A 16,053-nucleotide genomic window follows, 5' to 3' on the forward strand; every position below is an offset into this window, starting at 1 on the left:
AAACGAGAACGAAAAATGACAAAAGGTAGTGAGAAGCTCTTCTCGTTACCTTTTGTCATTTTTCGTTTAGGAATGGTGGAAAAAAGGCTGATATGTTTCATACAAAAAGGCTGCCTTCCCAAAGATTTCTAGAATCTTTAGAAAGCCAGCCTTCTTGTAATATATAACTCTTTTTAAAGTTTCTTTTCATAACAAACACATTCATGTACTCGATTAAACTTACTCTTCACGCGTTCTCTATCTGCTCCCACATAATGAGCAAAGGCATGAATTGGCTTTAGAAATGGGATATCACTGGTAAGAGATGCCTCTGCCTCACCATTTTCTAGATAAACATGTAAATAGGAATCCACTTTGATAAAACCATTCTTTTCATACCAAGCCTGAACCCATAAATCATCTCTTGTCCATGCTTCTAAACGGCTAAGATTTTCAGCTCTTGCCCTTCGCTCTGCCTCTTGAAGCAACTGCCTCCCAACACCAGAACTGCGAAAATCAGGATGGACGGCTATATGCCATATCATTCCACCAAGTCCGGCTCCTCTAGAACAAACGCTTCCTTCCTTCGTTTCGTACTCAATATCTAACAATCCAATCAGTTGCCCTTCCTCAACAGCAACTAATTCAATTGCGGGATTTCCATAGGTTTCTTTTTTCTGCAAAACATGGTCAAAATAAGCTGTATCCAAAAACGACAGAACTCTGCACCGAACCCAAGCTACTTCATCACTTTGATCGTATTGTCTAATCTCCATTTTTATCTCCTCTCCAAAACAAAAGTGCAAGGCCTTGCTCATCGCCGTGCAAACGTTAAAAGGCCTGTTCTTTCGATATAGGTAACCTTACAGTGCTAACCTCTCCAGCTAACTTATTGCTGGTTGTAATAATCCAAATACCAATGTTTGTTAGGCTTTGGCTGCTTGCGCTAGACGTAAACACATTCATTAAAGGGTTATTCATAATTACGATCCATGATATCCTATTCCATGGAAAAAGGGCAGTTGGACCGACTTACTTTCCTATCTTTTCTTAAACTGCCTGTTAATTAGTCTTCAGTTTTAAGATCCCGCTATTTTGAATGTCCACTTTAAAATCCATTGTAGCATTTACGCGGGGATAATACTTAGAACGCCATTGTTTTAACTCCTCGCGCGGTAGTTGATCTCTAAATAACTGACCAATTGCTAATATATCCGATTCCTTTTGTTGAATATTAGCAAACATGGTATTAAAGCGGTTTTCCAACTGTTTACTTAGCTTCTTTTTAATCATCTCCTCAGAAGTATCTTTCTCCACTTCTAAAACCGTCACTTTTAAGTAAACTGTCGTCAAAAGCTCCGGTCTTCCTCCTATAACTTGTGAACGGTGCCTAATCGAATCATCCAATATTTTAACCGTGGCAATATCCATAACTTCGATAATGCCTTGCGTGCTCTCCCCATTAAAGGCATTATACAGTAAAGTCTCTTTTGGATTAATCTTACTCACCATTTTCCCTTCTTTAATGACACCAGAACCTGTTTGTTCCACTTTCAAGGAATTTCCCAATTTTAAAAGTGGAACAGCTACATCATGGGTCAACGAATACATACTTCGATATAGATGCCAAACCCTTGTGAGCGCCACCTGTGGGGTCCAGCCAGCATCCTTTTCGAAATAATCCAATAAAACCGTTCCTTCCGCACTTGTATTCTCCTCCATCTGTGCAAAAAATTCATCTAGATCATCTTCACATACAGCAAACAGCGCTTTAGAAGGGATATCTCTTGAACGTAAAAATGCAGAAATAATTTTATTAAATCCTTCTTTAGCAATCTGCTCATCGACCACAATTACTTTTATATGCAATAAATCAACCTGGCTTTCCATATTTGTACTAATCTTACTAATGATTTCATTAATGCTCTGTCCACTCTCCTCAACAATCCTTGTCTTTATTTTCTCATCTGATGGATTCGGAATTTGCAAGTATACTTTGAAATCCTGATCTACTTTAGAAATCCCCAAAACAACAGGCATGACCCGATGGTTAATGTCCTTATTATCCCAGCAGCCATTTAAAAGCAACAAGACTGCAGCCATGACAAAGACTTTAACAACATATTTAGTCAAAAGATTTTTCTCCCTTCTTTTTGGTACGGAGACCAAGAAATAATAATAATAGTGGAGTCGTAAAGAAGACATAAAGATTCCATAATGAACTCCATCTAAAAATCTCTTCGAGCTCTGACCAATTGGGAATGAAAATGCAAAAAATGAACGTGAGAATGACTGTAGTCACAATTGAATATTGAAAATGGATGCTCGGGATATAATGATTCAAAATTTTTGCAGTTGTAAAAATAGCCATCGTTAAAAACAGCATCAAAAAGGTGATGGAACAAAGCAAAAAGAAAACCGTAATCCGATCAAAGGCTAGCCAGTTAATATTGACTGCGTCTGTTGCAACCGCAAACGGAAACATCATCGTTGACGCTGTCTCCTGACCAAAAGTGAGAATAGGAATATAAACGGAAATAAAAAAGAATGGGGCAACACAGAGCGCAGCGAGTAAAATATCTTTATTTCGAAAAGATAAAGCAGGCTGAACAAATCCTATAAAGAGATAACCTCCTCCTACTGCCAAAAAACTTTTAAAATAGGATGGATGTGTCAAGAATTGAAATTTATTACTCCAGATTGGTAATAAATAGTACCAATCAACGTTTTGCAAAGAGAATACGAGCACGAGCAAAATAGATGGAATAAAAAGCAATGCATATAACATCGCTGCTCTAAAAATGGATCGTATGCCAAGTGCCGCTAAATAAGCCGAGATCAGCAACAGCAATGCCATCACACACCATAACGGAGTATTCGAAAGAAATATAATGATAATAATCTCTGAATAGGCTCTGACGGAAACTACCAATACGATGAAGAAGTAGAAAAATAACGGCAGCAAAAATAAGAATGAATAGACTTTTCCAGCCTCCGTAAAAATCGAGATCACCGATTGACCAGGGAAATAGCTTAATCCTTTCAGATAAAGAATTAATAAAATAAAATGGCTCGCTACAGCTACAAAAATCGGGATCCAATGACTGCTTTCCGTACTCTCAATAATATTCCTCGGATACATAAAAAAGATTAATCCTAAATGTAAAAGAAAATATAATATTGGAACTTGCAAATTTTTAGCCACTAAATGACATCACCCTGTTCTCCCTTTAGCGGAATATATGGTATATCGAACGTTCTAATGCTGGATAGGTATGAACAAATAATGAAGAGCCCTGCAAAGATTCCAAGTATCCCATAAATCGAGGCCAAAAAAACGAAAATATATTTGAAAAGGCGAATAGATATAGAATTTTGAAAACCAATAACCGTTGAATTAGCAATCATTGTTGCCGCCAACACAATGATCAACAAATTGCTTACTAATTTTGCGTCCACTGCTGCTTGGCCTAGAATAATCCCACCCACCATCGTAATCGTTGGACCGATACTTTTTGGTAAGCGAACGCTCGCTTCAATTATAAGTTCCAGTACCAATAACATAAGCAATACCTCAAGTAGGGCTGGGTAAGGAACTCCCTCTCGGCTCTGCGCAATGGATAAAGCTAGCTCAATTCGTAATACTTCTGGATTTACTGATACTAAGGCAATATATAATCCCGGGGCCAATACGGCTACAAATATTCCAATAACGCGAAGACAGCGCAGCATCAGCGTCATTGGAGACAAAAAATTCCGATCGTTCTCTGAAAAAAACATATCCGAAAGCTGGCTCGGCAGAACTAATGCGAACGGAATTCTATCTATGATAAAAACCACCTTCCCCTTCGTTAACGCTTGACTCGCCTCATGAGGCAGCTCTGTTATACGAAATTTAGGGATGAGTGTCCATGTTGAAATTCCAAGTAATTTCATCAAATCCTGCATCGTTTCCAAATTGGATTTTCTCTTATTTCGTAGATGCTCAGTAATGGATTCAACCAACTTCTTACTCGCTTTCTTTTTTACGTAAAGAAGTGTTACTTCCTTTTTATGCTCCTCTCCAATTAAAAAACTGTTGACGATCAAGTCCTTCGTCACGAGCTCTTTTCTCATTAAACCGAGATTTATGGATAAATCCTCAGTAAAAGAGTTCCTTGGTCCACTTAGTATCGTTTCGTTAGCGGGAGCCTCCACTGCTCTATCGAGAGTACGCGGTCTCGCCTTAATACTAATAAAGTATTTTTTACTTGAGGTACAGCAAACAAGATTCCCTTTTAATATTTCTGAATGAGCCTCTTCTTGATGTTCCAAGCGTTGACCTAACGATTGAAGAACCGATGCAAGTTCCTGTTCATTTCTCATATTTGTAACAACCTGTTCAATCTCTTGAATCGTGGAAGAAAAATCCATTAACGAATGCAGTCCAAAAAAAATAAGCTGAAGATCATCGACTAACTGTTCAATTTTAAAAAAGTCATCGTTTTCCCGAAAAGCTTCCCACAAATTTTTCCAAACTTCATCCATATTGGAATCTCCTTTTCATAAATATGGTATAGTATCCCAAAAATAGCAAAATTATATGTGAATCTCCCAAAACTATTACAACATCTTCAGTTTTATTGTGAGCGTATTGAATAAAACAAGCGCCAAAATGCAGCGTTATTCAGTAACTAAGGAAACAGTTGGAGCAAAGCATACTTCTAAAATAAAGGCTCTGTTATACGTCGGTGTTGATTTTTGGCTCATTTTCTCTCTGATTCCATGAAACGATAGGAGAAAACGAGATTTCTCCTATCGTTTCATGAAATCAGAAGACCTTTCAGTTATACTGAAAGGCATGTTTGAAACTTTGGTTTCACATGAAATGAGCCCAAAATCATTTTAACAACCATTCTATTTAACAAAGCCAAAATAAAAAAGCCTGCGAAATGTTACTAAACGTAAAATTTCACCGGCTATGAATAATGTTGAATTCACCTGAATCAGTCCTTATGTCTCCACCATTTAACTATCCTCTTCTCCGCTCCACTAGGTTAATACCAATTCCCATGTAAATAACAAATATAAGCAGTAAAATGGCAACAGTTAAGGAAATATCATTCCAACTTGCATTATACAAAGTAATATTTAACATCGCTTCGGCCGCATGTTTTAACGGGAAAAGGTCGGCAATAAATAACAGAATTGGATTGCTGACCGTCCCTGGCGGCATATATAATCCACTTACAACGGGAATCATCGGGATAAAAGAAGTGAAGACCATATTAAATTTTTCAGGTGTCCTTAGAAAACCGCTTATAAGCATGGCCAAACTGACGATACTTAACGTATAGATAGCAGCAACCATCATGATTAATCTCAAATCGCCCAGCTCAAACTTTAGTACATATTGAAATAATAAAAGGACGACGCTTATTTGAAAGAAACCAATACAAAAACTATAAAGCAAATGCCCTACATACATATTTGTTTTCGTAACAGGGGAAAGGATCAATCGATTCCATATCCCATTGACTTTATCTTCATTAATTCCATTTACTTTGAAGCCGATCGTAAACATGGCGGCGAAAAGTGTGAAAACAAACAGTAATTGCGTTCCCATATCATGCTTAGGAATTTCCCCACCACTAACGGATTTCACTTCGGCCTGTAGAGGTGGATTCTCTAAATAACTCTCAACAACCTTCCTGATTTTTGTCGTATCCTCCTCACCAACCACCGCTTGAAGCTGAGCTTCTTCTGAAAATATGGTATGGATCTCTTGCTCAACGAACGGAACAATTGAATTATTAGAAGCTGTAATGATACGATAATCATTCTCCATCAATTTGATCGCTACACTACTTTTTCCAGATGCCACATCTTCAAGTGCTCCTTCCTCCTCTGTAAGTACAAAATTTAAAGCTTCGCTATCTTTCAACAAATGAATCCATTTTTCTTCTATTTCTTTCCCATTAGGTTCGGTGCTAAATACAGGCACGGTTGGCGGTTTTCCAAATGTACTATTTCCGAATATAAGGGTTGCTAATATACTCACAACCATAAATACAATGATTGTAACCGGCTTTCGAACATCTTTTTTTAATTGTGCTTTAAATACCGCAAGCATTATAGACTCTCCCTCCTTGGAAACAGTACCAGACTAACAGCTAAAACAATTGAAAAGAACAACACAAGGACTAGCAGTGGCATCAAAAGATTGGAATACATTCGATTTTGAATCCAATCGATCAGTACCGTTTGAATTAATCCGTTCGGCGTCCAATCACCCATTTTCTGAAATACAACCGGAAGGCCTTGAAGAGGGAAAAAACTTCCGCCAAGCAGTCCCATTAACATAATAATTAAGCTAAAAATCCCGTTGGCTGCATTAAGGTTCTGCAGCCTTAAAGTAATCGTAGTAAACAATGCGGACAAGCCTGATACTGTTAAAACAAAGACTGAAATGATTAGCACCAATCCACTCCAAAACTGTATGGAATGATCCGGAAAAATATTAAGAAAAAGCTGAGTAACCATTAAGGTAAGCATTATTTGAAACCAACAAAAGCAAAAAGTGGATGCCATTTTCCCCATTAAAAAAGCGAAAGGACTGCTATTTGATAAAACAATGCGGTTAAATACCCGTTCTCTCTTTTCAGTGACCGTTTTCATTGCCACTGTTTGGGCAATGAACAACGAAAAAAGTGTCGCCACCGCAATCGTAAAGTATTGTGCCATCGTGTATGCTTCAGAACTTTCAATTCTTTCCACCCCACCAATTGGAAGAACAGGTTCGCCCCCGTTTGATTCGTTTGTATTTTCAAGAGCAAACTGAAAATTAAGGCTGTTCACAAATTGATTGATCATCTCCTGCAGGGTTTGGACTTCAGTCGAGTACTCCTCTGCGTGGATGGAGATCAGCGCTCCCACTTCATCCCCAAGTACCCCTGCCCTCAATACATCAAGCGTAAAACGGGCCGGAATTCTCATATAGGCGTCAAGCTTCCCTTCCTCAACTTGACTAACTGCTTCTTCCATAGATAACTCTCGCATATCAAGCCAATCCTTAAACTCTGGACGATGAAGCATATGGTAAAGAACCGTTCCTGGCTCATGAATTGCTGCCTGCTGGAGCAGTTCATCCTTTTCTTCTTCCATCAGCTCCATTTCTTCAACCAATGCTTCAAACTCCTGCATATCTGAAACGGGATCGTCCTCCTGAACAATTCCTAACCTTATGTTTACTGAATGATCATCACTAGTAAATAATCCGGCGTATGCAAAGTTAAGCACAACAATAAGAACAATCGGAAGGAATAAAGATAATAAAAATCCTTTGCGATCGCGCCAAAATACGATTAAATCTTTTTTGAAAAATGACCACATTTCCATTGCCCTCCTAGTCTCTTAAAGATTTTCCTGTTAAGTGCAAAAATACATCTTCAAGACTAGGAATCTCCATTTGAAAGTGGATGATTTCTACCCCTTCCTTTTCGGCTCCATGGACTAGAGTACTTAAAAAATGACTCCTCTTTTTGGCAATAATCCGTAAGCCATTCTCCGTTTCATCCACCTGTCGAACATCCTTTATTAATCTTACGGCATCAATCAATTTTTCACTTCTCTTACTAAGCTGAACATGGAAAGTATCATCGTTTGAAAGAATGCTTAATAGCTCTGATTTATTACCTGAAGCAACAATACTGCCGTGATCCATAATATAGACACGATCGCATAATTGCTCAACTTCTTCCATATAATGACTCGTGTAAAGGATTGATGTTTCATACTGTTCATTTAATTTTCTGACCGTCTCAAGAATGTGGTTTCTTGACTGGGGATCAATCCCTACAGTCGGCTCATCAAGAATTAAAACCTTGGGCTGATGAAGCAACGCAGCGGCAATATTAATTCTTCTTTTCATTCCTCCAGAAAAAGTTTTAATTAGTTCCTTCTGTCGATGTTGCAAACCAACCATTTCCAACACTTCCTGAATGCGGCTCTCAAGATCACCTTTACTGATCTTATAGATCTCTCCAAAGAAATTCAGATTTTCATGAGCGGACAATTCTTCGTATAAAGCAATTTCTTGAGGGACAACACCGAGTACCCTGCGAATTTCAGCAGGATTTTTAATAATGCTGTTTCCATTAAACAGCACATCCCCTGATGTTGGCTTCAACAAGGATGAAATCATCGAGATGGTCGTCGACTTCCCCGCCCCATTCGGTCCTAAAAGCCCAACTGATTCACCTTTATTGACATATAAATTTACGTCGTCAACTGCCTTTTTATCTTTAAACGTCTTGCTCAAATTTATCGTTTCAAGCATCCTAATCCCTCCTTCATCATACTATTACCTAGCTAGCTCTATCTAAGCGTAAAAAAAAAGAAACAGTCTTACTACTGTCTCTAGTCACTTCCCTCCAGCAAAACCATGACTTTCATCATTATATTTTTAAGCTGTCTCATTTTCTCCATCTTTTCATGGGAAGCAAAGAAATTTTTGCATAACCCATTTCGTGTGCAGCCAAGGCTTCACACGAAATGAGCCAAAATCGCTTGAACAACCGTAGTTTTAAACAAGATTATGACGAATGGCGTAAATTGCCAGCTGTGTCCGATCCCTAAGCTCAAGCTTATTCAAAATTTGACTTGTATTATTTTTCACAGTACCTACCGAGATTGCAAGTCGTTCAGCAATTTCCCCATTGCTAAGCCCTTCCCCAATGCAAGTCAAAATATCTCTTTCTCGCGGCGTTAAAGACGGGTCCGCCTCCTTCTCTTCCCCACGTTTGAGAAGAAGCGGCATCACTTTTGCCGCGACGCGATCTTCAATGGAAAGGCCTCCAGCTAATGCACTACGGATCGAGCGTAACAAAGATTCTGTATCACCCGATTTGAGAATGTAACCACTTACACCGATTTTCAACGCCTCTAATACATATTGATTATCATCAAATGTCGTAAGCATCAAAATTTTGATATGCGGCCAACGGGCATGTATCATTTTTGCGGCTTCAATCCCATCCATTACCGGCATTCTAATATCAAGAATAGCAATATCAAAAGCCTGGCGCTCACATAGTTGTACAGCCTCTTTACCATTATCCGCTTCACCTGCAACCACCAATTCACCATCAGACTCTATCATCATTTTTAGTCCTTGCCTAACCATAATCTGGTCTTCAGCCAATAAGATCCGAATCATTCTACTCCTCCGTATCCAATTTTTAAATAACCATTTACGATAAACTTCTCTCTCGTCATATATGTATCTAAAGCACCACCAAATTTTTGTAACCTTCTACGCATCTCCGTGAGACCAAAGCCTTCCTCAAAATGAGTATATTCGGTCACTGGATTGCTCACTTCAAAGCGAAAAATCCCACCACCTGGGGCCTCAAATGAAATTTCTGCTTCCCGGGCCTGACTATGCTTCATCACATTTGTCAACGCTTCCTGGACTGAACGGTAAATAATAAACGACTGTTCACCCGTTAGCGGAGCTGTAAAAGCACCATGTTTAACAGAAAAATGGATTCGCAAAAAGCTTTCCGTCTCAAGCTTGCGTATTAAACGTAAAATCCCTGGTAAACCACCTGCTTCATTCACCTTTAATGATTTCACCGCTCTTCTCGTTTCTTCTAAACTTTCATGTGCCAGTTCTTTCAAAAATTGAACCTGATCCCGATCCTGTTCCCCAGCTTTGAGGCGAAATGCTTCTAATTGAATCATTAAAGCAGACAGCTTATGTCCAACAGAGTCATGAATTTCATGGGCAATTAACATCCGTTCTTCTTGTCTTGTTGCTTCTTCTTCTGAGAGAACGCGTCGCTTTACATCTCGATATTCATTAAGAAGCGCCTCATATCTCGCCTCCAAATCTTGATTATGTTCAATCGTTTTTTTATAAAAAATCATTCCCACCAGAACTATGAGTATACAGACTACTACAAAAATTTGCATCGATTGGGCAATTTCTGCTTGAAAGGCAGTTAAACTTAAAACGATTGCACTTAAGATTCCTAATAACAGACCTACTCTAAATGTCAGACGGTAAAATCCTTCTCCAATTAATAGAGAGAGTACAAGAATAAAATATAAATTGAAACCGCCATCTCGTTCAGGAAAAAAAGTGATCATCGCGATCATTGCCTGCATAAAAAGAAACAAACTGACTATTTTCGGTTTGTTCAAAAATAATGGCAAAATAAAAAAAAGAATAAAATAACATGTCATTGCAATTAAACTTCCTGTCAGTTCCATTATCTCTTCATTTAAGTACCTTATCCCAAGTAACCAAACAATTAAATTGAGTAAGAGCCAGAGCCAATATGAACGCAAAATATCCCCCCTCTTCCAACATAATTGTACCGCATTTTATCCAGTTCTTTAGGACTTATTGTAATGAATTTGTTCCTTCATAATAACGGAAACCAAAAAAATTCATTTTTCATTCATGTTATAATCAGGTAGATACTCATCTAACACAAGGGAGAGAACATACATGAAGTTAATTGCTCTTGATATGGACGGTACAACCTTGAACTCTCATAAAGAAATAAGTTCAGAAAACATTGAAGCGGTGAAAAAGGCTCAGCAATATGGGCACATCGTCATGATTTTATCTGGTCGCTCATCCTTATTGATTCATGAACAGCTTTCCAAGCATCATCTAAATTGCCCTGTAGGCGGCAATAACGGTGCTGAGTTATATGCGGAAGGTAAATTAATCGAAACTACTTCTTTAACTTCCGTTCAAAGCCATCAGATTGCTATCGAAATAGAGAATGAGAAATTGCCTTACAAAATCGGCACAAACAAGGGAACATTTGTCCACAAGGACTGGTTTGAACGATTTGATCAAATTCTAGCATCCGGACGTGTACCTTCTGAATACTTTGAACATAAAGATTACCAAATATTTACCGCCTCTCCAACCGTCTATGGACAGGGATTTTTCCAACAGTTTGAAGACATTATTTACGGTAATTCATTAGTACAAAAGTTTTTTATTCTATCACTTGATCCTGAACAGAAGCAACGCTTACAAACCAAGTTACAAGCCATTGAAGGAATCTATGTCACTTCTTCCTCACCATTTAATCTTGAAATTACCCATATCAATGGAAATAAAGGAAACGGCCTTATAAAAATGGCGCGCCATTTTCACATCCCACTCAAAAATACGATTGCAATTGGAGATGAAAGAAATGATCTGCCAATGTTTCATACGGCAGGGTTATCTATTGCAATGGGAAACGCTGATGAAGAGGTGAAGAAGCATTGTGACCTTATTACCTTAACGAATGACGAAAACGGGGTTGCCTATGCAATTGAAAATTATATTTTAAAAGAATCCTATAAGAGCACATTATAGCATTGCCACAGATCACAAAAAGAAGCCGTGCAATTGATCAGCTTCTTTTTTACTAGGCTTTGTACGATGTCGGTGTTGATTTTTGGCTCATTTCCGCTCTCATTCCATGAAACTTTTAGGAGCAAACGAGATTTCTCCCACCGTTTCATGGAATGAACAAACCTTTCAGCTATACTAAGAAGGCGCCACACGAAATAAGCCTAAAATTGTTTGATTAACCATTCAATTTAACCAAACCTTTACTAAAACATTTTCTTTCATTGCTATCTCTTGTCCATTTCCTTAACACACCTGAGATAACCTAACGATATTTTAATTTTCTACATCCGTTTTCAGCAGCGAATATATAAACAGATTATCAAATTTACCCTTAGTAAACTCATAATCCCGCAATAACCCTTCTCGAGTAAATCCCAGCTTCTCAACCAGCCTTTGTGACGGAAGATTAGGTGGTTCAATTAAGGCTTCTATTCGATGTAGCGTCATATATTCCATCCCATATTGGATGATGGCTTCAATCGCTTCTCTTGCTAACCCTTGGCCCCAATATTTTCTACTAAGTTCAAAGCCAATTTCCGTTCGATAATGCTGTGAAACTTTGTTATGAAATCCACAGCTCCCGATCACTTCTCCTTGTTCTTTCAAAGTAATTCCCCAGCGAATTCCTTTTTTTTGATTGAAAAGTGATTGATACCATGAAATTTCGTCTAATGCTTCATCAATTGTTTTAAACGGCTCTAGTCCATAATACTTCATGACTTCTTCATCCGAAAGATAGTCAAAAATTTGCTGAGCATCTTTATTCGTCACTTCCCTTAAAACTAATCTTTCCGTTTCCAACACTGGAAATAATTCAGTTGCTTTATCCATCCTTTATGCTCCTTGCTTCTCTATTTATGCTTGCAGGCACTTCGTGACAGTATCCCCAAAACCTCTAATATTTGATAAATACGCAAAACCAGGCGTTGAGCCGAAACGATTATACATACGAACTGCTACTGTTTCATTTTTAGGGATAACAAGAGCAGCGACATTTGTATAACCTAAAATTTGATAGGAACCTTTAGGTACACGCTCTCCCATTTCAGTTTTCTCCACATCTCTATCTTTCACAAACCACAAAAAGCCGTTTTGAGGGCAGTCGTCCTTTAAGGCAGGACTTTGAAGTGATGTCGCCAATTGGAATATTTCTTTGGCTATGACCTGCTCTCCGCCTATCACTCCTTGTTTTAAATGAACATATCCCCAATAGGCCAGTTCTCTAGTTGATACGTACATATTCATCTGAGAACCATCTGTTTCTTTTTCAGTTGACCAAAATCGGTCGTCCTCATCTCTTATCACTTCTACTAATTTCTCCGTCTGCTCAGCGTACCAGCCAGTTTCTTTAAAACCTAAGGGCTGAAAAACCTCATCTTCAAGAATTTGAGCTACTGTCCTTCCTGTTGTCTTCTTCACGATCTCAGTTAGTAAATAAATATTTATCCCGCGATAAGCCCAATTCTCACCAGGATTGAATTCCTTAATCACTTTTCCTTCTTTGACATTCAAACCATGAGAATGGGTAAGCAAATGGCGAATCGTCACTACATCATTATGGACTGACAAATATTTGGAGAGTGGGTCATCAATCGAGTCTATATAACGATAGTGGATCGCATAAGCAACGGCGAACCCAATATAGCTTTTTCGAACGGAAGCCACATGAAATTGTGAGTCTTTTTGAACCCTCCTTGCATTGTCTCTATTTGCATGCTTGCCCCAATACGCTTCAGAAACAATTTTATCTTTATGAATAATAAGCATACTCGAGCCTGAGCAATCAAGAGCTTGTGCTGTATCCTTCACATGGGTGACCACCTCAGCAAATTTCCCGTTAAGCCTTTTTTCTATGTTCATTTTCCGCTCCTCTACCTGATTCGTCATAGATAATTTACCTTAACCCTATGCCAAATAGATGGCCAATTTTTCGTTTTAACTCTTTTTTCATAGAGAAAGTATTTTTCTTTCATAAAATCCGGGGTTGGATTAACCTCCAACTCAATAACGTCACGAACTCCATGGGGAGCAATTAATACGACATTGCTTTGTTCATCCAGCCTCACCCCTAAAGCCGTCACTGTTTCAGGAAACCTTGAAATGGCATCAAACGTCGATAAATACGGTTGATTACTATTTATCAAATGCATCCTTGCTTGATTTTTTACAGACCAAGGAACATCAGGCTTGATCATTTTCAACCTTTGTTCCAATTCTTTTTCATAAGACTCTTCAATATTAGCTCGATCGTAATAAACTACGTCCACGTCAGAAAGCGGCGTTCTTCGCTTAAATCCATGAAGAACATCCCATATTTTAGCACGGACAAAACCAGCACAGATCCACCAGTCTGGCAAATTCAATCCTTTGGCTATTTGTAAAACCTCGATCATCCATTGGTCCTTTTCAATCATTGCGATTATATCTTTTTCATTTTTTAGCATTCTTGAACCCCTTATCGTCTCTCTAGCTTCCATCGGAATACAGCCTCTCAAAGACTTTATCTTTTATACAAGCAAATTTAATGTCTTCTCCTACAGTACACTTCTTTAGTCAATCGTGAAAATCCTTCCAAACAAAGGGATGAATCAATTACATTTCCTCAGGTGCTGCCATTCCAAGTAATCTTAACCCTTCTTTGAGAACGATCTTGACTGAATATACGAGCGATAGTCTCGCCTGTTTTTGTTCAGAATCATCCAGTATACGAACGGAGGCATAGTATTTATTAAAAGCTTTTGAAAGATCAAGTAAAAATTTAGCTATTTGTGACGGGTCATACTGTTCATATGAGCGTTTAATGACATCTGGAAATGACATTAATGCAGTTATGATCGGCCAAGCTTCTTTATCTCCGATCATTCGTTCCTTGTCTTCTTGATAATTTCCTTTTCTCAACAGTGATGCTGCACGAGCATGCGTGTATTGTACATATGGCCCCGTCTCTCCTTCAAACCGAAGCATATCTTCTAAAGAGAATTCAATATCGTTAAGGCGGAAATTTTTCAGATCGTGAAAAATGATCGCCCCGACTCCAACTTGATGGGCCACTTCCTCTTTAGCCACTAAGTTCGGATTCTTTTTCAAAATATCCTCCCGAGCGAGTTGAATCGCTTCCTCAAGCACCTCTTCTAATAACACAACTTTCCCTTTTCGCGTCGACATTTTCTTACCGTCTTTCAAAATCATGCCAAACGGGACATGCGCCATTCCCTCATGCCACGGAAAGCCCATTTTCTTCAGCACCGCGAATAATTGCTTAAAATGGAGAGACTGCTCATGGCCAACAACATATAAGGACTCGGTGAAATGATAGTTTTCCTTGCGATAGAGAGCTGCTGCTAGGTCGCGGGTCGCATAAAGAGTCGTCCCATCCTTTTTCGTAATTAGACAAGGTGGCAACTCTTCCGCGCTTAGCTGAACAACCATCGCTCCTTGTGATTCTTCTAAAAGCCCCTTGTCCTCAATCATTTGCACGACTCGCTCCATCTTGTCATTGTAAAATGCCTCTCCATGATAGGAATCGAAGTGAATTCCTAGTAAATCATATATTTTTGTGAACTCCTTTAATGATTCATCTCTGAACCATTCCCATAAATGACGTGCTTCTTCATCCCTATTCTCTAACCTTTTGAACCACGCTCTTCCTTCATCATTTAGTTCAGGAGTTTTTTCGGCTTCTTCATGAAATTTTACATATAGCGTCAAAAGCTCTTTAATCGGGGCTTCCTTCACTTTCTTCTCATCGCCCCACATTTTATAGGCGACGATTAACTTGCCAAACTGTGTCCCCCAATCACCCAAATGATTAATTCGAATCGGAGAATAACCATATTTTTCAGCAATTAACGCTAATGAATGGCCAATAACGGTAGAGCGTAAATGCCCCATGGAAAACGGCTTGGCAATATTAGGCGAGGAAAAATCGATTGTAATCACTTCGTTCTTTCCTAAATTGAGATTCCCGTATTGCTCTTTCTGCAATAGAACTTCCTTCACAACTTTACTTGAAACATCCTTTCGATTTAAAAAGACATTTACATATCCGCCAACTGCTTCCACCTTTTCAAAAATAGGTGAATTTATCTTTTCTACGATAGCAAGTGCAATACCGTTCGGAGACTTACGATATATTTTTGCTAATTCAAAACAAGGAAAGGCCATATCGCCCTGCTGTTCAAACTTCGGTTTCTCAATCATTTTCACGATTTGCTTACGTTCCAATTGACCATTCAAAGCTGGATATAAACATTCAACTAAATCATGTTTAAAGTTCATTTTATTCCCTCCATAAAAAACCGTATTGTCAAAACTTTTATAAGAAATAGGTTATAAATGACCTAGTTAGAGGGCTTTGTAAGCAAAAAAATTGCCACCCCCTGAATTTTAAGGTTGGATGAGGTTACCACACGACATCAAAATCCCTAAAATAGGAAGTGACAAGTTGTACCCTCAACTTATAAACTATCTATTAACTTTTATAAACTGTTAAGAACAAATCATTCGAACATTGCTTCCTCTTCTTGTGGGGAAGAGTATGTTCGTAGAAACTCCCGTAAATAAACCTTTTCGAAAGCTTCAGGTGGACGAACCTCCCGTCATTGTCGTCCCTGAAAAACTTAATTATCAAATACTTCTCACGGAGCAAACCATTGAAACCAGTTCGA

14 protein-coding genes are annotated in these 16,053 nt (G+C 38.5%); 1 reads left to right on the forward strand and 13 read right to left on the reverse strand.

Translation table 11 applies throughout. The features are described from left to right. Positions 1–173: 173 nt before the first annotated feature. From NST02_RS00610 to NST02_RS00650, 9 genes are all read right to left on the reverse strand, one after another. Entirely contained in the window at positions 174–761 is a 588-nt protein-coding gene (locus tag NST02_RS00610) for a GNAT family N-acetyltransferase (RefSeq protein ID WP_095311699.1), read from the reverse strand. Between the two features lie 280 nt (positions 762–1,041). Continuing rightward, positions 1,042–2,112, reverse strand: a complete 1,071-nt coding sequence (locus NST02_RS00615; protein ID WP_095311566.1) for a Ger(x)C family spore germination protein — start codon at positions 2,110–2,112, stop codon at positions 1,042–1,044. Further along, positions 2,105–3,184, reverse strand: coding sequence for a GerAB/ArcD/ProY family transporter (locus NST02_RS00620; protein WP_340947664.1), 1,080 nt, complete (start codon positions 3,182–3,184; stop codon positions 2,105–2,107). Before NST02_RS00620 ends, NST02_RS00615 begins: the two co-directional genes overlap by 8 nt. Beyond that, positions 3,184–4,506 carry a spore germination protein gene (locus NST02_RS00625; RefSeq protein ID WP_340947666.1) on the reverse strand — a complete coding sequence of 441 codons (1,323 nt, stop codon included), beginning with the start codon at positions 4,504–4,506 and terminating at the stop codon, positions 3,184–3,186. The genes NST02_RS00620 and NST02_RS00625 overlap by 1 nt, the downstream gene beginning before the upstream one ends. Before the next feature lie 484 nt (positions 4,507–4,990). Next, positions 4,991–6,091, reverse strand: a complete 1,101-nt coding sequence (locus NST02_RS00630; protein ID WP_095311559.1) for an ABC transporter permease — start codon at positions 6,089–6,091, stop codon at positions 4,991–4,993. Beyond that, positions 6,091–7,350, reverse strand: coding sequence for an ABC transporter permease (locus tag NST02_RS00635; protein ID WP_340947668.1), 1,260 nt, complete (start codon positions 7,348–7,350; stop codon positions 6,091–6,093). Before NST02_RS00635 ends, NST02_RS00630 begins: the two co-directional genes overlap by 1 nt. A gap of 13 nt (positions 7,351–7,363) precedes the next feature. After that, complete coding sequence (locus NST02_RS00640) at positions 7,364–8,296, reverse strand: ABC transporter ATP-binding protein (protein ID WP_095311555.1); 933 nt, start codon at positions 8,294–8,296, stop codon at positions 7,364–7,366. A 246-nt stretch (positions 8,297–8,542) separates the two neighbouring features. After that, positions 8,543–9,175, reverse strand: a complete 633-nt coding sequence (locus NST02_RS00645; protein WP_095311553.1) for a response regulator — start codon at positions 9,173–9,175, stop codon at positions 8,543–8,545. Beyond that, a complete protein-coding gene (locus tag NST02_RS00650; protein WP_095311551.1) occupies positions 9,172–10,311 on the reverse strand; it encodes a sensor histidine kinase in 1,140 nt (379 codons plus the stop codon). Before NST02_RS00650 ends, NST02_RS00645 begins: the two co-directional genes overlap by 4 nt. A 163-nt stretch (positions 10,312–10,474) precedes the next feature. On the opposite strand from NST02_RS00650, the gene NST02_RS00655 reads away from it, so the two are divergent. Then, entirely contained in the window at positions 10,475–11,347 is an 873-nt protein-coding gene (locus NST02_RS00655) for a Cof-type HAD-IIB family hydrolase (RefSeq protein ID WP_137744802.1), read from the forward strand. A gap of 312 nt (positions 11,348–11,659) precedes the next feature. Here NST02_RS00655 and NST02_RS00660 read toward each other — a convergent pair whose 3' ends face one another. From NST02_RS00660 to argS, 4 genes are all read right to left on the reverse strand, one after another. Then, positions 11,660–12,217, reverse strand: a complete 558-nt coding sequence (locus tag NST02_RS00660) for a GNAT family N-acetyltransferase (RefSeq protein ID WP_340947672.1) — start codon at positions 12,215–12,217, stop codon at positions 11,660–11,662. A gap of 24 nt (positions 12,218–12,241) precedes the next feature. Beyond that, complete coding sequence (locus tag NST02_RS00665; protein ID WP_340947675.1) at positions 12,242–13,246, reverse strand: serine hydrolase domain-containing protein; 1,005 nt, start codon at positions 13,244–13,246, stop codon at positions 12,242–12,244. A gap of 23 nt (positions 13,247–13,269) precedes the next feature. After that, the gene (locus NST02_RS00670) at positions 13,270–13,830 is read right to left on the reverse strand and encodes a nucleotidyltransferase family protein (protein WP_095311543.1); all 561 of its coding nucleotides are present in this window, start codon (positions 13,828–13,830) and stop codon (positions 13,270–13,272) included. A 148-nt stretch (positions 13,831–13,978) separates the two neighbouring features. Continuing rightward, complete coding sequence (gene argS / locus NST02_RS00675; RefSeq protein WP_340947678.1) at positions 13,979–15,664, reverse strand: arginine--tRNA ligase; 1,686 nt, start codon at positions 15,662–15,664, stop codon at positions 13,979–13,981. Positions 15,665–16,053: the final 389 nt, after the last annotated feature.

The sequence above is a fragment of the Robertmurraya sp. FSL W8-0741 genome (assembly GCF_038004005.1).
GTDB classification, from domain to species: domain Bacteria; phylum Bacillota; class Bacilli; order Bacillales; family Cytobacillaceae; genus Robertmurraya; species Robertmurraya siralis.